Raw genomic sequence first — 20,048 nt, 5'->3', positions numbered from 1 at the left:
TCCATAAACCTAAGCTCAAAAATTTTTAGGGTGAAAGGGTTAGTTTCACAAAACAGCTAAATTTTATCAGTTTAGGGCTTAACTTTGAGCCTGGTAACTAAACTTAATGATTTTTTCAGGATTTGGCGGACTTATAAGACTCTTTTTTTCAACATGAGAAGCTAGAAGCGTTCATGTATATTAATTTCACCTTTTAATTTTATGCAAATACTCATATTAAATTAGATAAACTTATCACCATAAGTCCTAAAGAGCCCAATGGTTTTAATTTTTTCCAACTTATGTCGTTGGGCTAAGGCATCAAACCTAGAAAAAATTTCATTCAATAACTTGACTAACTCCAGAGCATAAATTTGCGCGGATAAATTAGTAAATCCCACAATATTTGCAAACATCACTGTCACCGATTCAAAGTTATCGGCAATAAGCCCCGGATTTTGTTTCAGCCGTTGAGCAATTAATTTTGGCGAAATATTTAACAACAGCGTCTCCGTATTTTCTTGCTGATAGCGCAACTTTTCATTTGAATTTGTTGCCAAGCCATACCAATTTGAATCGATAATTGGGTTAATAAATCCACTTCTGAGGGGTGCCATTGACGCACCTGAGTACAATCATCGGCAATCAGCAGTCTGTAAACTTCTGAATTTAGAGAATCTTCTTTCAGATTATCGGTGTATGGCTCCTTATTTTCTTCAGAAATGCTGACAGTTTGTTGAAAAATTGGCACCACTAAATGAGAGCGCAAGTCCAGTCCAGAATGAAATCAAAGGAAGTGACAGACTAGATTGCTGAATATCTGAAATCATCTGAATGTCAGGCGATCGCTGAATATAAGCCTCCTGAAAATATCGGTAATCTTTAAATTTAAAATTGATAACCCTTGGTCTACCAAAGATTCTTGGACAATTGTTTTCGATCAGGATTTAACCGTGCGATCGCTACGCAATCTACTTGCAAAAATTCTCGCACTTCTCTAACTGCCGTTGAGAGAATCTCTGTCAAATCTAAAGATTGACGAATCCGCTGAGATATCTGACCCAAAAGTTTTTCTCGTTCGGCAATTTTTTGCAATTGAATATTTTGCAATGTCAGTTGTTGCTGTAATTGCCTAATCTTAATTTGATTTTCTAGCCGTGCTTAAATTGGCTTTTAAAAGGCTTAGTAATATAGTCGGCACCGCCCAGCCCACATCAAAGGCTTTTATTTTAGCCGATACATGATACATCTCTAATAAAAATTATGGTAATTTCACAAGTTGTTTGATTAGACTTGATTGAGTTTAAGACACACTTCATATCCCGCATAGTAATATCCATTAAAATAATATCTGGAGCAGTTTTTATATGGTTATTAACGCTATTTAACCACTCAATGCTTGACGAAATAGCCATGAATCGATATTTTAAAAAATTTTTGAAATTAATTTAAGTGTGATCAATAATTAAAATATTGATTCACATATTGTAGATATTTTTTTATTTTACAATTAAAAAAATATCTAAATTTTTAATTTTTAATAGCAGCAATAATTAAAAATTAAATTAATCTAAACAAAAACAAATCAATTTATTCAAAAATTTTACTGTTTTTACATCAAATTATTCGATAAAACATTAAACGTTTGATTTGTTGGTAAAGAGACTGGTTTATTCTTATATCCTAAATCAGGGACCTAGTTAAATTTTTTTTGAGTAACTCGCTGATTTGAGTGGCGTCAAACAGGTCTGACAGGGAGGCAACCTACCGAGGCCAGTCATAGCCTAAACTCTCGATTTCATGGCTGATTCCTGGGAAAAAAATCAGCGTTGTCAGTGGGTTTGACAACGCTATTCGGCAAATTTAACTTGATGATTTAGGGTGAAATAATTTATCAACCACTAGATTGATAGATTCACCAATTTGTTTTTTCAGCCTCCATTTCTGGAAATTCATTTCATACTCTTCTGAATTTATTTCATAATTTTTCCAAGTCTTTAAAGCGAGAATTAATCCCCAAACTAGCGCAATGGTTAGACCAAAGTTAGCTGATTTAAATAGAACCAGGTTTAGCAGAATGAGAAAAACGTTGACAATGAGATAACGCACGAAATTTTGTTTTAATTGATTGCGTCGGTATATATCAAATTGCTGACGTTCCTTAAATTCATCTTGTTTCGCCAGCCATTGTGCTTCGGCTTGCTGAAGATTTTCTGGGGAGATTCCTAGTTCATCGGCCATTTCTAGGAGTTGAACGCGAGAAAAATCTCCATCGATCGCTCTTTTGGCGATCGCTAATTGGAGAATTTGCTGTACATCTTCTTGGCTGTAGGATTCTGGCATTTTATCCTGGGTAATCAACAACGGATTACAATATCTGTTTTATTTCTATTGTAATCTCTATTGTAATCAATGGTGCCTCTCTGTGGCAATGATGTCAGGTGTGGTTTACCGTAGACTGAAGCCTTACTGACGCCCTACTGAAGCCTTGAAGCAAAAGGCATCTGTTTGATCCTTCAGGGGAGGTTGACGAAGGGAGGTTGACGAGACGATCCAGAAAATTGGCGATCGCTGAATGGATTGCCTACATTAATGTTTTAACATTAATCTTAAAACATTAATGTTAAAATTTTATCCGCCTCTCGTGCTAGGGTAAACTCAATTAAGATGACTGAGACGAAAATTTACTGGGCAAGCGCAAAATTAATCAGTTTTTTATTTTTTTTTGCAAAAAAAATTATCGATCAATCTGCCATCATTTTCCTATCTAAAATGGGTAAATTTTCCCTGTATTAACCTGAATAATTTTTGTTAATTATTTGATTATTGATTAAAATTTTGCTTGCGATTATTCTGGTTGTTTTTGGTTATTTTTGGTTATTTTTTATCTAGCTAATTTAAATGTCAAATCAAACATCATTAATTAATCCTACCTTTCTAAAATCTGCTCTCGATCGCCATCCTCAATTTGTGACACCGAACATTTCTGTCCGGGAAATTAGCGAGGAAATCAGCCACTTAAATGCAAGCTGTCCTCTGTTTGCATCAAAAAATTACCCAGAATTACCCGATTACCCTGGGGCTAATATGGCATCGGGTTATATGTTGGTAGTTTCCGAATCTGCTATCAGCGCCGATGCATATAACCCGACTCTAAATACTGAAAATATGCTAAAAATATCAGATATTTTAGGGATTGTCACCGTCCCAGATATTCTCCAAGCGATCGCAGAGAAGAAACCAGGTACAAATTTCACGGTTGTTGATGTAATGAACCCAAATTTACTCACGCTTTATCAAGCGCAAGCTGAGGATATTTTCTCGATTGCTAATCTTTGGCGGCAGTCGGGGATTTATCCCATATTAGTGTCTGACACCAGCGGGTTTTTTTTAGGGGCGATCGCTCCCTCTAAGATTGTTCAACAACTTGAATCTCTTGAATCTGGTGAAAATTGGCTAAAATGGCACTCGTTGAAAAATGTATTAAATCAAAAAGTGATTCCAGCTTTGTTGAGCGATTCTTTAGCAAAAATTGCCCAGCTTATGCGGCAAAATCAGGGAAGTTATGTGTTAATTTTTGAGGAGTTAAATGCTCAAAGAGAAGCGATCGCCCAACCAGAACATATCCCCACGCCCCTGGGCATTGTCACTGACCAAGATATCGTGAATTATTGGGCAATTGGCCTAGATTTATCGACTATAAAAGCGAAATCTGTCATCGATCATCCTTTACCGGCGATCGGTGTCGCAGCGTCTTTATGGTCGGCTCAAAAATCTATGGGACAATGGCAAACTTCAGCCTTAGTAGTTTCTAGCGATCAGGGAGAATTTATGGGAGTAATTGATCGAACAAGCTGGCTAAAAACCTTAGACCCTGCCGAAATGTATCAGACAATCGCACAACTGCAACAAAACCTAGAATCAAAAACCGAAGCAGTAAATAGAAAGAATACAGAGTTACAAGCAGAAATTGCCAAACGCAGAAAGGCCGAGACTACATTAGAAACTATCCAAAAAAATTTAGAAAGCTATGTAGCAGAATGCACCGCTGATTTAAAAGTAGTTAATGAACAGCTAAAAAAAGAGATATTGCATCAGCAGGAAGTAGAAACTGCACTGCGAAAATCAGAAGCCCAATCGCGAGAACAAGCACGTCAACTAGAAATCGCTATTGAGAAACTACAAAAAACTCAAGCCAAACTAATTCAAATGGAAAAAATGTCTGGGTTAGGTCAGCTTGTGGCCGGAATCGCCCATGAAATTAATAACCCAATTAATTTTATTTATGGCAATATCACTCACGCCAGCACTTATATTACGGATCTGCTGAAGCTACTGAATATTTATCAAAATACTTATCCCAATCCTAGCCAAGAAATTGAACAAATAATCGAAGAAATTGAGTTAGATTTTTTGGCGAATGATTTACATAAAATTTTGCATTCTATGCAGGCTGGGGCAGAACGAATCCGCCAGATTGTACAATCTTTACGCAATTTTTCTCGCCTCGATGAGGCTGCCATTAAGGAAGTCGATCTGCATGAAGGACTGGAAAGTACATTAATGATTTTACAACATCGGCTCAAAGGCAAATTAGGCAAACCCAACATTGAAGTCTATAAAGACTATGGGAATTTGCCCAAGGTGGAATGTTACCCTAGTTTGCTAAACCAGGTCTTTATGAATTTACTAAATAATGCGTTAGATGCTCTAGAAAATAAAGAACCACCCCAATTAATTACGATTAAAACCCGCGCTTTTACTGTTGATAATTCCCAGTTAGAAACTACTGAGGATTCAGAAGGGGTAAAAAACTATGTCAGAATTTCCATTATTGATAATGGTCGAGGGATTGAGTAAACGGTGCAAAAGCGTCTTTTTGAGCCGTTTTTTACCACTAAACCTGTGGGCAAGGGCACGGGTTTAGGGTTATCGGTTAGCTATCAGATTGTGGTGGAAAAACACTCTGGTAGATTAGACGTGATTTCTGCTCCTGGGGAAGGAACAGAGTTGATTATAGAAATTCCCGTTAAACCAACCCATCATCCTGAACCACCTTTATTTGAGAAAGCATAATAATAATTATTATGTAGGGTGGGCAATGCCCACCTACAGGATGCTACAGGATTCAGGGTAAATATTCAGGGTAACTATTGATAATTCACCTTGGTATTTTAATTGGGATTCCTCCTTGATTTAAGGATTTACTTAAAGCGGTGATAATTTGCACTAATTCTGCTCCTAACCAGCCAGAGGAAATGGGCTGATTTTTGCTGGGTTGATTGGGATTTATTACGAGGTCAAGAAAGCGATCGCACACTAAGCGTAAAGGTTCTCCAGGGGACACAGCAATTACCTCAGATTTTTGCCCCACAGGTTGCCATGTTTCGTTATTTCGTTCTAAGAAACCATGCTGAATCATTAAGGGAGCATTCGGTGACATTTCATCAAAAATTAAAGTGCCTTGACTGCCAGCCACACAGAGACGCCTTTGCTTGTCAGGATTACACCAGCACAGATGAATCCGGGCTTCAAACCCACTAGGATAGGTCAGGTTTACGGTGACAAAATCCGCTAAACCTTGGGTAAATAATTTATTTTCTGTGGTTATTTCTTGAGAAATGTTGCTGTTAGCAGAATTTCCCGATCTTTCTAACCAAATTTTGCCCGTTGCTTGCACCTGAATCGGTGTTTCTCCTAGCCAAAAGTTGAAGATACAGATGTCGTGAATAGCTAAATCCCAGAGGGCATCAACATCCGATCGCACTGGGCCTAAGTGAGTTCGGGCAGCGTACCCATAACGCAATTTTCCCAAAGCCGCGATCGCCTCTTTGCCCCGTTGAACTGCCGGATGAAATAAATAAGTATGATCGACCATTAATTGCCGCTGTTTTTGTTCGGCTAAATGGCTAAGTTCCAGACATTCTTGCGGATCGAGGGTTAAGGGTTTTTCTGCTAATACATGATAGCCCTGATTTAAGGCATCTTTAATTAAACAATAGTGAGTAGAAGCAGGAGTGGCGATCGCCACCGCTTGAATTCCGGGCAGTTCTCGCACCTCTGCCCAATCTTTGGCCAAAACCACTGATGATAAATCTAAATTAAATTGCTGCTGAACCGCTGGCAATCTTTCCGGGTTTTGGTCTACTATTGCCACTACCTTTGTTAGGGGATTTTGGTAAAATTGGCGCACCAAATGAACGCCCCAGCGACCCACTCCTACCACCACAATGCCGATTTTATTTGACATTAGTTAATCTGCTCAATTTCTCAAGTTTTAACTGCGGTTTCTTAATTTGGGATTGACAAATTGATTCAATCCTTCGCCAAATAAAGATAAGCCCACCACCATGAAAGTCATAGTACAACCGGGGAAAAAAGCAGTCCACCAAATGCCCGTGGGTAGTGCTTCTAATGCTTGGCGCAAATCGTGACCCCATTCGGGAACTTCTTCGGGAACACCTAATCCTAAAAACCCTAAACCACCGAGGACTAAAATTGCATCGGCAGCATTCAGGGTAAATAATACAGGAACACTTTGAATCACGTTGAGAAATAGATAACGGGAAAGCACTGTCCAAGAACTTGCTCCCATTGCTTGGGCCGCTTCAATAAATAGTTCGGTTTTTACGCTTACCGTGTGATTTCTGACTACCCGATAATATTGGGGAATATAGGAAATACTTAAAGCGATCGCGGCATTAAAAACCCCTTTGCCTACCACAAATGCCAGGGTAATTGATAATAATAACCCGGGCAGAGTGTAAATGGTATCCATGATAAACAATAAGATGCGATCGACGCGACCACCAAGATAACCACTCAGCATCCCCAAAGGCACCCCAATTAACATACTTAAAGCCGTCGCTAAAATCACCACTTGCCACGCCACTCTACTCGCCATTAAAGTGCGGGAAAACACATCATAACCCAGGCGATTTGTGCCAAATAAATAATCAAATGATGGGGGCTGATGAATGGGATTACTCAAAAATTCTGTCGGGTCTTGTAACCATCCCCAAGATTGAAATAATGGGGAAAATAACGCAATCATTACAAAGAATAGGGTAATGATTAACCCCACCCACATAAACAGGAAATCTAGGCTAGGGCGGTTCGTTTGAGCTAAAATTTTGGGCAGTTTTAGTTTAGTTAAATTCATTGGGCAACCAGCAAAATTCTTTGGTGATTATAGCTTACGCTATTCAGGGATTAAATAGGTTATTTTTTGTCATTGGTTATTCGTTATTGGTTATTCGTTATTGGTTGCAAAAAACTATGTAGCAGATAACAAGTAACAGATAAAAAATATTAATTAATTAAGCTTTGAAGTAACACCGAATTAATAGTCAAGTCAAATTTTCATGGAATAAATTGGGCGGGTTTGCAGATGCCAACGAGAACAAGTAAAATAGAACAAATTCCTATAGCTTTATCATCAGGAGACTAAATTGAGTATTATTCTTTGCACTCAACATAAAGGAGGTGCTGGAAAAACAACATTGGCAGTTCACTTGGCAGGTTTTCTGGCAACTCAGCTAGGTCGTATTCTTCTAATTGATTGCGACACACAAAGAAATGCTTGGCTTTTTTATTTTCGTAGCAAGGCGCAGACACCTTTGCAACTGAAAGAGCATAGCAACCAATTATCAATTATTTGGAATCCCGATCGGGAGCCAATTCGACGCATAGCGGATACTCAAACTTACGATCACATTATTCTGGATATGAGTACACCTTTACCTGACACAGTTAAAGTTATAGTCGATAACTACCCTGACGTTGTGTTGATCCCTGTTAGCCAGCATCCTTGGGCAATTGAAGGTTTATCTGACACTTTACCAGTAATTTCAAAATTAGAGGAATTTGCCGGTTTTACTCCTGAAGTTGTAATTGTACCACTAGGATCATATAAACAAAAGATTAATGAAAAAATGCAAAGTATATCACGCTTGCCAAGTAACTACAATCTAGCAAATCGGATGAAAAACTTAAACAAAGAAGTAGATAGGGCTTTGGATGAGGGAAAGCTGATTTGGACTTATCCAGGTTTGGAAAATTTGCAGGAATATTTTAGCTCGCTTCTCAGTTAGTTTATGTGTAAAATAGGAGGTTATGATGACAACCAAAATTTATCGAGAACAATCAGCTAGAGAAAATGGAGCCGTAGACTATTTAGTTTCTTCTGGCTTACATAAACGTGATTCCGGTCTGAATGAGTCATCGGTAAAAGTTTATCTATCTGAAGATCAAAAACAGAAAGTAGAACAGTATTGTGACGTATTTGGTGTTTCTGTGAGAACTATGCTGAATTCTTGCATACAATACATCATTTTTTTCTCTAAAGAAAAAGGAGTTGAGGCAAAAGATTTGCAATATTATCCCAAGCGGTTAGGGTCTATTGGTTATGACCTGCTGCTCAATGCGGAAACATTAAGTAAACTTAAAGACTCAGGGGTGCAAGAAGTAGAGGAGGCCGCCAAATATGCTGTTGCGGGTATTAAAGTTTTATATGAAAAGAATTTGAATCTTAGAAAAAAAAGCTCTAATTGAGATAAAAATTGAAAAATGTTCAGAGATCCAACAACCTACTATCTGATCAAAGGGATTCTGCAAGCTGAAAATGATTCCAAGCAGAGGCTTGGTCAAAAGTTTGCAGATTGCCTTAATCTAACACCAGGGCCAGAAGGACCGGACGACGGTGTTGATGGTTCAACTTACTTTGAAGGCAAAAACATTCATTTTCAATCTAAATTAAGCAGTAAACCTTTAGATAAAGATGAAGCTCGTAAATATTACTCAGATATCAAATATCATCAAGCAGATGTAAGTATTATGTTATCTGGAGTGGGCTATAAAGAAACATTCAAAGAACGTCTTTATGGTCATCCAGATATTCATCAGGTTGTGATTCATCTATTAACTTTGCAAGATTTGTTTGAAAATACAGAAGCTTTTCAGAATGCTTTGAAATATCTTCCACCGCTGGAAAAATTAGAAGGAATTGTCAAATCACAGGCTGATTAGCTTGATGGAATTTTCGGATCTCCGGTTGAGTTTTTCATATATGATTGCCAATCTATCGTTAGTGCTTATTGGTTATTGGTTATGATTTATTAGTGTTTTTTCCAAATCACCAATAATCAATAACCAATAACTAATAACCAAGCAGAAGATTAAATCCCCTCAACATCGGGGGCTGAGGATATTTTATAGGTCAACATAACCTCTTTTTGCGTATAAGGGGCTAAGGTCAATGTCCAATGACAAAAACCATTTTCATCGGCGGTGATTTGCTCGGTGGTTTTATCCTTAATTACCTCTATCTTGACTTTTTCTAATTCTGAGACGGGCACCCGTTCAGTGGTTTTAATCGCTCTAGTTTCTGCGCCAATATTGGATAAAAATAGCTGAGTGGTGGTGGTGATACTTTTCCAACGAGTAATGGCGTTTTTTTCTGATTTTTTGGTTTGAGTGCGTTGCACTCGCATGGCGGCATCTGGCCCCCACCCCAGGGCAAATTTTTCCCCTGGGGCAATGAATCCCACAGAGGTTTTGCCGATTAATTCTGTGGTGCGTAATAAGTCTACGGGGCCGGCTAAAATCGGAAAATCGGCGCGATTAATTTGTTCGCTTTTGAGGACGACTTGCGGGACGATTTCTGGCATTAATATATATTCGATTTTTGCTTCGGATTCAAAGGTAAATAAGGGGACACGATAGGGACGACCATCAGAGGGAATGGTGGCTTTAGTGCCCGATCGCAATATGCGGACTTTTCCCCCATCATCCACCCCTGGTACGGTGATAGTATCGGGGCTAGGTTCACTGCCTAATCCGGGTTTTTCTATGGTGCGATCGCGTGTTTCGACAATAATTTTCTTCTCTATTTCTTGCAGACTTAACTCATCATCGGTTAATAGGGGTGGGTCGCTACCGAGAGAGGGTCGGGCGGTGGAAAATATTAAATCTACATTTTCCCAATCTTCCCCCGTTCTTTGCCAGACGCAGCCATCACATTTAAAGATCAGTTTAGGCTGTTCTCCTAATAATAACCGGGCTTGGTGCCACGGACGCCATAAAGCATTAGGAACTACATAATCTATGGCAATTTCATAGTCGCCCTCTGTGGGAATCATTAAGTCTATTTCCAGGTAAGTAATATAGACCCGATCCGGTCGGGATAAGCTGGCAAGGCGATGCTTTAAATCGTCGATTTGCTGTTGGATTTCGCTGCAAATCCGATCGCTGTTGAAACCTTCCAAGCGGCGATCGCGCAATTCCTGAAATAGAGTTTTGATTTGTTCCTGCCCACTACTCAGGTCAAAATTGCCCCAAATCGCATCTTGCATCCACTCAGAAATCCCCAGATTAAGAACTTTGTTGATTTCCTGGGCAAATTTATCATTTTGCTGCCGGTCTGCGACGATATTTGTCACCTCTTGGGTAAGCGATCGCAACTCCGCTTCTAACCGCTGAATTTCTGCTGGTTTTTCCGCTGCTTTAACAATCATTTCCCGACGGACTCGCACATCATCAATTCTGGCATTAGGATAGTCTCCAGAAAATTCTGCCCGTAGCGATTTATTCGCCATAATTGGTGAAACATTTTCCACCTTAACTCGCCACAAACCTGGGGTTAAGTTTATTTTACCCATACGCTGAACTAAAGCCCGGTCTTCTAACAATGTCACCGTAGCAACTGGTGCATCTAGGGTTAAATTTTTAATCTCTTTTAAGCTGGTTTCCATACTTGATTCTCTGGTTAGATCAAAAATATATTCTGTAGGTTTTTTATAATTTTGTGAAACAAAAATTTTGGTAATGTTGGGTTTCGTTCCTCAACCCAACCTACATTATACAGCGTTTTTCAGATTACTGAACCACGGTAGGGCGAAGCATGACCGTAGTAGGGGCGAAGCATTCCGGCAGTCAAGTTAATATTCCAAGCAGTAGGGGCGAATGGCCATTCGCCCCTACACTGCCGGAATGCTTCGCCCGTACAATATTCTAAGCAAAAAGATATCTGCGGTCATGCTTCGCCCCTACAGATATTTCTGGTTTATTCAATAGAAAATGGCTGTAGGCTTATTCCTCCCGACGGTTGCCCCCGATTAATTCGCGATCCACGGCTATTTTCAAAGTATATTGTACCGCCAGAGTTTTCTCTTCTCCGGGCGAGAGGTTTACCCACCAATGATACCCCCCTTCAATCGGTAAATCTCGTTCTGTTTGTGGATATTTTTCCCAAGGAGGAGAAACCGCATCAATGCTCACATCTACTTTAGCATCTTTGGCGGGAATAGGCACGCGATCGCGCACCTCAATTTTCGCATCTTTAGATAAGTTATTCACCAAATCAATTTTAATCTCATGGTGCAGTTCATTCACTCCTACCAAAAGATTACCGCCTCGGTTTTCTTTATAAGTAGTATTACGGGCAACTTTAATCGATTCTTCTACACCTAAACCTAAATCCATCTCCCCTTTCGGCGGTACAGTTTTAATCGTAGTCGATAACAGATATTCTCCATCAAGATAAACATCAGTTAGACCCGTTAATAAAGGAGATGGTAGGGGGTTACGGAGTTTAGCCATCCGAAAAACATCGGCAGCTTCGCGAGGAACTGTGACATAATAAATCTCCATTTCTGTGCCTTCTCCGGTCAAAGCTACGGAATGAAATTGCCCATCAGAGGCCACGTCTACGCGACCAGTTCCCGGATAAGCATAGTCAAAAGAACCGGCTACTTGTCGCACATTAATCCCCCCAGAGGGTAAGGGCTGATTTAGGCATTGTTTGGCTTGGTAAATAGCCAATTTTACAGGATCTATTACATCAAAGTTAACGATTAATTCTTGAGTTTGCAGAATTTCTAAATAGGTTTCTTGTTGTTGGATCAAAGATAATTTACCGCGCTGGTCCCGGCGATCGGGTGCAGGCATTTCCATCAAATTGTATGCGAGAATCAGCCGATTAATTTTCTTTTCTTCAAACATCAACGATTCTTTTACTAGGGATGCAGGCGAACTGATGTAACTTTCTTCTAATACATCTGCTTCTACATCTTCTATTTTTGCTTGTCGTCTCATTTTCCACATCGACAGAGGAGATGGCGCAGGTCGGGGACACATATTCACATCGGGAGGATTATAATCTGGTCGATCGCCTAGTAAATTCATCTCGAAAGGATTATCATTTGTAGATGCTTTTTTATGGCTAATTTTTGCCGGTCGATCGTCAGGTTTTCGTTCTAAGGGTTCCTGTTGAAATTCTGCAAATTCTGACTCTTCTGCTAGATCAAATTCATCGGCGCTAAAATCCCCGTTTTCCAGAGGCGATACTGCCATAGGACTTGGGGGTGGAATCATGGTTTTTATTTGGGGGATAACTTGATCGGATAATGTTGGTTGTGAGAAGCCGCGATCGTAATCTTCAAATAACAATTCTGCCCCCACTGGAGGAAGTCGCCAACCGGATTTTTGCGGCGTTGGTTGCGCCCGACCAAGACGTAAAGAAGGCAACTCTGGCAAGTCACACCACATCATTGGTTGCGCTGTAGAAAGTTCCAGAGAAACTCCGTTCCAGTCTTCCCCAGTTTTCTGACAAATTAATGCCCGCATCGCAATTGTGGCGGTATTGGCAACTGTATCTAAACGACAAATATAAGTCGGAGTCCAACGAGTGCCGGGGACAAAATATTCTAGGATTAATCGTTGGCAGGATAGGGGTTGGTTTGAGTCAATTTCTGGATAAGTTAGGCGAATAATGGCGATTTTTCTCAACTCATGGGGTCGGGCTTCTTTGGCAGAAGATGCCCGCGATTGTTTCTCTAATAAATCGTTGAGATTTTCTTGGGCTTGGCGTAATTTTTCCCGAATTTCTCGCTGTTCTTGCATCCGATCGCGTATTTGTTGGTTCTTATAATTGGCGATCGCCATTCGCATCATCGTTGGGGACGGGGGAGGCGCTTTTTCTCCCTCACCACTAAATCTTTGGGGAATTTCTATTCGAGAAATAACTTTAATTTCATGGTCAATCACAGTCAGCAATTCCTCTAATTGTTGCACCTCCGTGCGGGCGGTAGAAATCTCTGCCTCTAGGGGAAATGCTTGGGTTTCGGTCTGCGGGGGAACCCCTAAACCAATCCGCACATCAGTGGCGATCGCGGCAAAGGCACTATTTCCAGAATCGCTTTCCACCCGGACTCGCACGCTACTATCATCCAAAGCTAAAGGTAAACCGGGAATTTCCACTACTTCATTTCTATCAGCTAACTCAGCCACCCGCGACACCGTTGCCCCGGCAGCATAGAGTTTTACGCGATCGATTTTAGAATTTAGTTGCTGATAATTTATTTGCATGGTAATTGATAGCCTATTTTTAATTTTTTGGCTGATTCTATTTTAATAGGGTATTTTAGGCGGCTTCCATTCTTGTCTTTGGCCTTAACCTTTGGCCTTAACATTGATAAAAAGCCTTGGTTTTACCTAAACTTACCGGCAAGGTAACTGAATAACAAACTCACTTCCCACCCCGATCGCCGAAGTGAAACTTAACTTTCCTTGGTGATTTTTGGTGACAATTTGATAGCTATTAGGTAATCCCATGCCGGTCCCTTGACCTACAGGCTTGGTAGTAAAAAAGGGATTAAAAATATTCGCTTGCACCTCTGGAGTCATGCCGATCCCATTGTCTTTAATTGAAATCGATACCCAATTAGATGCATCAATAGCTGTGGTAATGGTAATTATGCCAACATACTCATAATTTAGATCAATTAGATCAAATTTTTGTCGTTCCTCTATGGCTTGAATCCCATTGATCAACAGATTCATAAACACCTGGTTTAACAAGCCAATATAACATTCAACCAGAGGTAACTTTCCATAGTTTTTAATCACTTTGATTTCCGCATTTACCCCTCCACCATTCAAGCGATTGTGTAAAATTACCAGAGTGCAGTCCAGATTTTCATGCAGGTCTACTTCCTTTAAATCGGCTTCATCTAAGCGAGAGAAGATCCGCAGAGACTTGACAATATCCCGAATGCGCGATGCACCATTTTTCATAGAATCGATGATTTTAGGGAAATCTTCGATAATGAAATCTAACTCGATTTCTTCGCTGAAATCAGTAATTTCTTCCCCTGGATTAGGATAGCAATCTTGGTAAAGCTGAATCAGTTCTAGTAAACTCTGGGCATATTCTAATGTGGGGGTTAAGTTACCATAAATAAAGCTTACTGGGTTATTAATTTCATGGGCAACCCCGGCAACCAACTGCCCTAAACTGGACATTTTTTCCGCTTGAATTAACTGAATTTGCGTTTCTTGCAGTTCCCGATAGGCGAGTTGGAGTTCTTGGCTTTTGGCTTGGGATTCTTGAAGCAGGGATTGTAGCTGGGCTTCAGCCTGTTTGCGGTCTGTAATCTCAAAATTAACCCCAATCATTTTTTCGGGATTCCCCTCGGGGTTTCGCAGCAGCAGACCAAAGGCTTTAATAAAATGGATGCTGCCATCAGGATGAATCACCCGAAATTCCGTATCAAATTCGGCTTGACCCAAAACCGTTTGGCGAATTAAACTTTCCGATGCCTCTCGGTCATCGGGATGCAGTCCCGTTGACCAAATTTCGTAAACTAATCGGGTATTAGACTCCGGGTTGACCCCATACAGTTCATACATCCGATCGTCCCAAATCAGGGTGTTTTCGATGATATTCCATTCCCAACAGCCAATCGCTCCAGACTTGAGGGATAATGACAACCGCTCAGAGATTTCGTTCAGTTGGGCTTCCGCTTGTTTGCGCTCTGTAATATCGGCAATAATTGACCAGACATATTGCTGTCCATCTGCCCCCGTGACTATCATCCCCGTCAGTTCCACGGGTACGCGATCGCCGTTTTTGCGAATATATTCTTTTTGGTAAGGGCCGTATCGCCCAATGGTCTTGAGTAATTGAATTTGTCGGTTTTGCGGCTGGATGTATTCCGAGGGAGTTAAATCCCAATAACTCAACTGATTTAATTCTGCCAAGGTATAGCCGGTAATGTTCAAAGCGGCTGGGTTGGCTTCGGTGAATTTACCCTGCATATCATTTAACACAATTCCCAAAGGAGATAGGTCAAACAGCGATCGCAGTTTTTCCTCATTCGCTCGCAGGGTCGCCTCCGTTTGGATGCGATCGGTAATATCCCTAGCAGCGGCATAAATTAACGATCCGCAAGGATTCGCCAGCCATTCAATATAACGATAACTGCCATCTTTAGCTCGATAGCGATTCACAAATTTCAGCACCCTATCCCCATGCTCTAAATCTGACATCTTGGCCAGAGTGGGGGCAACATCATCAGGGTGGACAAACTCTAAAAAAAGCCGACCTGCCAATTCCTCAACGGTGTAGCCCAAGCTAGTTTCCCAAGCCCGGTTCAGGCGGCGAAAACGACCTTCGGCATCAGCAATACAGAGTAAATCCAGGGAAATGCTAAAAAATTGCTCCAGTTCTAATTCCGCCGTTTTGCGATCGGTAATATCCATCTCGGTGCCGAAAATCCCCACCACTTCACCATCTCTAACCTCAAGCTCAAGGCGAGCATTCACATAGCGCATTTCCCCATCGGGACGAAAGACGCGATAGTCAAAACTTTGGGGCACACCTTGCCTCGCTTCTGTCAACCTCTGTTGCCAAATGGTGCGATCTTGCGGGTGCAATTTTTTCAGATATTCCTTAAACGTTGGTTCTCCTTGGTCTGGGTTCAGGCCAAAGATGCGGAAAACCTGTTCAGACCAAGTGATTTTTTGGGTTGCCATATCAAAATAGGTATAACCCAACTGAGCCACTTCCTGAGCTTTTTGGAGTTGTTGAGTCAGTTCCCGTAAGGCCAGTTCCGCCGTTTTGCGCTCAGAAATATCGTGATGGATGCCGATAAACCTGACCGGCTGACCTTGTTCATCGCGTTCAATAATTTGCCCTCGGTCTAAGATCCATTTATACGACGCATCTTTGCACCGCATCCGATATTCATTCTGATAAACTGGCGTTTTTCCTTGGATGTGGGCATCAATCTTTGCATAAGCCTCTTGGAGATCCTCTGGATGTACCAGACTTTCCCAGACTGGTAGGCGATTTTCAATTTCATCTTCTTTGTAGCCCAGCATCGCTTTCCACTGCTTGCTAAAAGCCACCTGATTGGTTTGCGGGTTCCAATCCCAAGTGCCAATATTCGCCGCTTCTAGGGCCAGTTGTAACCGCACATGATTTTCCCGCAGCGCTTGATCCGTCGCTTTTTGGGCGGTAATATCCTGAATATAGCCATACCAGATAGTGCTGCCATCGAGTTCTCGCTGGGGTGTGGCGTGACCGATCGCCCATAACAACCGGCCATCGGGATGACAGATGCGATATTCGCAATGCCACGGGTTGAGGTGGGTGGCTGAGTCAACAATCGACCGCTTGAAACTGGCTAGGTCATCGGGATGAATCATGGCCAAAAGGGGGGTAGCGTCCTCCCTGACCGCTTCTGGTGCGACCCCATAAATCTCTTGCAACCCCTCGCTGAAGTATGGGAAACAAGACCGGCCATCGAGATGCAACGTCAACTGGTAGATCGCCCCAGGGATATGCCGAGCAATTTGTTGCAGGCGATACCGTTCTTCATCGGTTTTCTGCATCGCCTCCAGGCTGTCTGGGTGGGACGGCGGTGGGACAGCGGTGGTTTGTGCCAGGAGATTTTCCAACACCTGCACCCGGTCTTCTGCCCGTTTGCGGGCGGTGACGTCCCGCCACATTAATAGGTGATAACCGGAGATTACCTTAGCCTTTGCGGTGTATTCGACTTCATACACTTGGCCATCGGTTCTAATCAACTGAAATTCCCCCTTGTCTTGACCTTGGTCAAGAAACTGCTGCCAAGCCGAGGCAAAGTCAAACCCTTGGAAGGTAAAATCCCTGAGATGACAACCGATCAGGTTGCAACGGGGCAATCCGAATAATTGACAGGCAGCGGGGTTAGCATCAAGATAATTACCTCGATCATCGGCGATCGCCCACGCATCGAGGGCAGCGTTAAATAGGGTTTCAAATACGTGGGGATCTTGAAGCAGAAACGGAGAAACATGATCAGACACAGCTTTATTTTAATCAGTTCACTTGAATGAATTCAAAAGTCAAAGAGAAAATTGACTGGATCCGTGAAAATACGGCAAGTAAAATATAGTTCCGGTAAATAAAATGTCTTATATTATATATCCTTAATCAAGCTGATGCCAACCCCCGCGAAGGCGGGGGCAGGCGCCGATGACCAAAATTTAACATTTTTCTCACCCATCACCCATGATTTTAGGGCGCCCGATGGGAGGGCGGCGATCGCCGCTAACTCTTAAACACAGTCTTTATTTCCGTTGATAAATCGTCTCCAGGACAAGCGCTAATTCATCGCTAATTATCGGCCAAATAATTTTCCCGGACAATCAGAGCAAACGAGGCTTTTCTGTCGTTGTTCTCGGTTCTCTGCCTCTCTATGGTTGTGGCCAAAAAATCTCTTAAAGCCGAGCGCTCTTGATATCCTGAAACTAAATTTATTGTTACGTTTTGTTAAAAAAATCCGATATTTTATCAGGTGCGATCGCTACACCATTAAAATTGAATCGTCAAAATCTTAAAATCGCCATCAAATACTTTCTTAACTTATGGTTAATTAAACCTTATATCCATCCAATTAAGGTAATATTATCTTTTTTTTGGGGGAATAATTACTGAATTAATTAACTTAGTTAAATAAGCGATTAAAGCAAGTACAACTCACGCCAATATTTCTGACATTGAAATATGACTGAACAAACATTATTGTGTCCAGAATTGCGTCCAGAAAATATCCTGCTAAAACCGGGCAGTTTATGGTCTAAAATTCAATTCCAAACCAACTATGCCATAAGTTGTGGGGCATTGCAATCAATTCCCACGGAATGCGAGTTAATCAATCAAGAGGGCATTGATTGGATCGTGAGAATTTTAGCCAACCTCGTCCGCAAAGATAAAGCCAAGAAAAAACAACAGAAAAAACAACAGAAAACCGGCAAAGAGTTTAACCCTTTTCTGCCTTATGAGCAAGATTTATTTGTCTGTGATATTTCTCCGACCCACTTATGTTTATTGAATAAATTTAATGTGGTTAACCATCACCTGCTGATTGTCACGCGAGAGTTTGAAGACCAGGAAAATTGGTTAACTTGGGCGGATTTTGTGGCAATGTGGGCTTGTTTAGCGGAATTTGATGGACTGATATTTTATAACGGCGGCAAAATCGCTGGGGCAAGTCAAAAACATAAGCATTTACAACTCGTCCCATTGCCCCTAGGGACAGGCAGAGGCAAAATTCCCCTGGAACCCCTATTGCCATCAGCCAATAGTCCAGGATCGCTCCTGCGAATCGCGGATTTGCCCTTTGTCAATGGGTTCGCCCGCATGGATCCTAACTGGGTCAATTCCCCCGTAGATGCCGCTGCCCCGACCCTGGAATGTTATCGCACCTTATTATCGGCAGTCGGCTTACTCACGGAAGAAAATCAGCCAAGTCCGCAGCAGTCTGGGCCTTACAATTTACTGGCAACAAGGGAATGGATGCTGATTGTGCCGCGATCGCAGGAAGAATTTCACGGCATCTCCATCAACTCCTTGGGCTTTGCGGGCGCCCTGCTGGTTCGCAACGCCGAACAAATGCAACTCCTCAAAGAAACCGGCCCCATGACGGTCTTAAAAAAGGTCGCCGTGCCCATTTAGGCGGATGGGGGAGCGGGTTCTCCCGCTCCAATACACCTCTTTATTCCTAAAACGTTCCCATTGGTGGCATGGTAAAACCTGTTAATTTTTGGTCGCGTTCTTGATCCGTTAGTCCTTTACTTTGTGCTAAGACGCCAAAATTACCCAGACCCATTGGATCAATTAATTGATGCAGCACTTCTCGCCGTTGTAATGCGGTGACAATATCCAGTCCGGGAGTGGTGGATATGGCGGCAATGCGATCGCCCAGCCCCAAAGCCATTAAAAATAATCCTTGCTTAGTAAAGCCGATATTTTCTAAACCCCATTGCTGCCCATAACGCTCCAAGGCGGTAAAATTCACATGGGCAGTAATATCCTGTTGGCCTACTAAAATATAGGGATTGTCATGGTAGCGATGCTGATAATAACATTGCAAAGTTCCCTGATGTCGAGAAGGGGCGTAATAGCGATCGCCTTCATAGCCATAATCAATGGTTAACAAATAACCCCGCTTTAACCGTTGGCTCGCTTCCCTTAACCAATCTAACGCCGCTAAATTCACCTCACTGCGATAGCCATCCGGGTACTTTACTCCCAGAAAATTTAACCCTAACTCATTAAAATATTCGGCAATTTTTGGGGTAGAAAGTTCTCCCAATACCTCCACAAAATTTAGTTCACCATTAATTTCTGACATAGTCACATAAATTTCCTTAAATTTCCCTCTATCTATAACAAATTGATGCACAGGAAAAGCATCGACCAATTCATTAGAAAAACAACAACCGATGATTGAATCCGGTTCGATTTCTGCCCAAGAACACCAGCGGAGGACATTCGCCAAATCGCCTGTAAACCGAACTAACCGTTGTTCTTGAAACTGGCGCATCGCCGGAGAATTTTCTATAATAACATAATCTAAACACTGAAAAAAATCGGGATATTTATACTGTAAATAAACCAGCACATCTCCCGCAATTAATCCCTGACCTGCCCCCATTTCTACCAATTGAAACCGCACCGGACAGCCCAAAATTTGCCACATTTGCCAAAACTGTTCCGCCAGCATTTCCCCGAAATCCGAGCATAAATGGGGAGAAGTCGCAAAATCACCCCCAGCGCCAATTTTTCCCGCCCCCGTCGTATAATAACCATAAGCGGGATGATACAGCGCTAAATTCATATACTCAGCAAAAGAAATTCTTTTTTGCTCACTTGCCTGAATTTTCCGGGCAATTTCTTCACATAAATTAGGATTACTCATATTTTTTAATCAATTAGTAGGGTGGGCATTGCCCACCAATTA

General features: G+C 41.6%; 14 protein-coding genes and 1 pseudogene. 6 read left to right on the top strand and 9 right to left on the bottom strand.

Features of this window, described 5'->3' with window-relative positions:
* Window positions 1–254: 254 nt before the first annotated feature.
* The 3 genes and pseudogenes from ABWT76_RS29580 to ABWT76_RS29570 form a co-directional block, all read right to left on the bottom strand.
* Window positions 255–515, bottom strand: a pseudogene (locus ABWT76_RS29580) (adenylate/guanylate cyclase domain-containing protein); the annotation flags it as partial.
* Between the two features lie 373 nt (window positions 516–888).
* Complete coding sequence (locus ABWT76_RS29575; protein WP_054465590.1) at window positions 889–1,089, bottom strand: GAF domain-containing protein; 201 nt, start codon at window positions 1,087–1,089, stop codon at window positions 889–891.
* 753 nt (window positions 1,090–1,842) lie between these two features.
* Window positions 1,843–2,322: a 2TM domain-containing protein gene (locus ABWT76_RS29570; RefSeq protein ID WP_054465613.1), complete on the bottom strand. Its 480-nt coding sequence runs from the start codon at window positions 2,320–2,322 to the stop codon at window positions 1,843–1,845.
* A 558-nt stretch (window positions 2,323–2,880) separates the two neighbouring features.
* Between ABWT76_RS29570 and ABWT76_RS29565 the strand changes: the two genes are divergently transcribed.
* A complete protein-coding gene (locus ABWT76_RS29565) occupies window positions 2,881–4,839 on the top strand; it encodes a histidine kinase dimerization/phospho-acceptor domain-containing protein (protein ID WP_354635376.1) in 1,959 nt (652 codons plus the stop codon).
* Window positions 4,840–4,842: 3 nt separating this feature from the next.
* Window positions 4,843–5,055, top strand: a complete 213-nt coding sequence (locus ABWT76_RS29560; protein WP_354635375.1) for an ATP-binding protein — start codon at window positions 4,843–4,845, stop codon at window positions 5,053–5,055.
* Window positions 5,056–5,140: 85 nt separating this feature from the next.
* On the opposite strand, the gene ABWT76_RS29555 is transcribed toward ABWT76_RS29560, so the two are convergent.
* Both ABWT76_RS29555 and ABWT76_RS29550 read right to left on the bottom strand, forming a co-directional pair.
* On the bottom strand, window positions 5,141–6,229 hold the full coding sequence (locus tag ABWT76_RS29555) for a Gfo/Idh/MocA family protein (protein ID WP_054465588.1): 1,089 nt from the start codon (window positions 6,227–6,229) through the stop codon (window positions 5,141–5,143).
* Between the two features lie 27 nt (window positions 6,230–6,256).
* Window positions 6,257–7,141 (bottom strand): ABC transporter permease, encoded by an 885-nt coding sequence (locus ABWT76_RS29550; protein ID WP_054465587.1) that lies wholly within the window; start codon window positions 7,139–7,141, stop codon window positions 6,257–6,259.
* Window positions 7,142–7,430: 289 nt separating this feature from the next.
* On the opposite strand from ABWT76_RS29550, the gene ABWT76_RS29545 reads away from it, so the two are divergent.
* The 3 genes from ABWT76_RS29545 to ABWT76_RS29535 are packed head-to-tail and all read left to right on the top strand — an operon-like array spanning window position 7,431 to window position 9,006.
* Window positions 7,431–8,072: a ParA family protein gene (locus tag ABWT76_RS29545; protein WP_190876785.1), complete on the top strand. Its 642-nt coding sequence runs from the start codon at window positions 7,431–7,433 to the stop codon at window positions 8,070–8,072.
* A 22-nt stretch (window positions 8,073–8,094) separates the two neighbouring features.
* Window positions 8,095–8,532 (top strand): hypothetical protein, encoded by a 438-nt coding sequence (locus ABWT76_RS29540; RefSeq protein WP_156331617.1) that lies wholly within the window; start codon window positions 8,095–8,097, stop codon window positions 8,530–8,532.
* A 15-nt stretch (window positions 8,533–8,547) separates the two neighbouring features.
* A complete protein-coding gene (locus tag ABWT76_RS29535) occupies window positions 8,548–9,006 on the top strand; it encodes a restriction endonuclease (protein ID WP_190876787.1) in 459 nt (152 codons plus the stop codon).
* A gap of 149 nt (window positions 9,007–9,155) precedes the next feature.
* On the opposite strand, the gene ABWT76_RS29530 is transcribed toward ABWT76_RS29535, so the two are convergent.
* The 3 genes from ABWT76_RS29530 to ABWT76_RS29520 all read right to left on the bottom strand — a co-directional run bounded on the left by ABWT76_RS29530 (window position 9,156) and on the right by ABWT76_RS29520 (window position 17,109).
* Window positions 9,156–10,730 carry a mucoidy inhibitor MuiA family protein gene (locus ABWT76_RS29530; protein ID WP_054465583.1) on the bottom strand — a complete coding sequence of 525 codons (1,575 nt, stop codon included), beginning with the start codon at window positions 10,728–10,730 and terminating at the stop codon, window positions 9,156–9,158.
* Between the two features lie 337 nt (window positions 10,731–11,067).
* Window positions 11,068–13,344, bottom strand: coding sequence for a DUF4139 domain-containing protein (locus ABWT76_RS29525; protein WP_199317200.1), 2,277 nt, complete (start codon window positions 13,342–13,344; stop codon window positions 11,068–11,070).
* 132 nt (window positions 13,345–13,476) lie between these two features.
* Window positions 13,477–17,109, bottom strand: coding sequence for a PAS domain S-box protein (locus ABWT76_RS29520; RefSeq protein ID WP_190876789.1), 3,633 nt, complete (start codon window positions 17,107–17,109; stop codon window positions 13,477–13,479).
* A 700-nt stretch (window positions 17,110–17,809) separates the two neighbouring features.
* Between ABWT76_RS29520 and ABWT76_RS29515 the strand changes: the two genes are divergently transcribed.
* On the top strand, window positions 17,810–18,760 hold the full coding sequence (locus ABWT76_RS29515) for a DUF4922 domain-containing protein (RefSeq protein ID WP_054465580.1): 951 nt from the start codon (window positions 17,810–17,812) through the stop codon (window positions 18,758–18,760).
* A 46-nt stretch (window positions 18,761–18,806) separates the two neighbouring features.
* Here ABWT76_RS29515 and ABWT76_RS29510 read toward each other — a convergent pair whose 3' ends face one another.
* Window positions 18,807–20,006, bottom strand: coding sequence for a class I SAM-dependent methyltransferase (locus ABWT76_RS29510; protein WP_190876791.1), 1,200 nt, complete (start codon window positions 20,004–20,006; stop codon window positions 18,807–18,809).
* Window positions 20,007–20,048: the final 42 nt, after the last annotated feature.

Source organism: Planktothricoides raciborskii GIHE-MW2, from assembly GCF_040564635.1.
In the GTDB taxonomy this organism is placed as follows: Bacteria; Cyanobacteriota; Cyanobacteriia; order Cyanobacteriales; family Laspinemataceae; genus Planktothricoides; species Planktothricoides raciborskii.
Note: the sequence above shows the minus strand (reverse complement) of the source record. Positions and strands in the feature narration are given on the sequence as shown.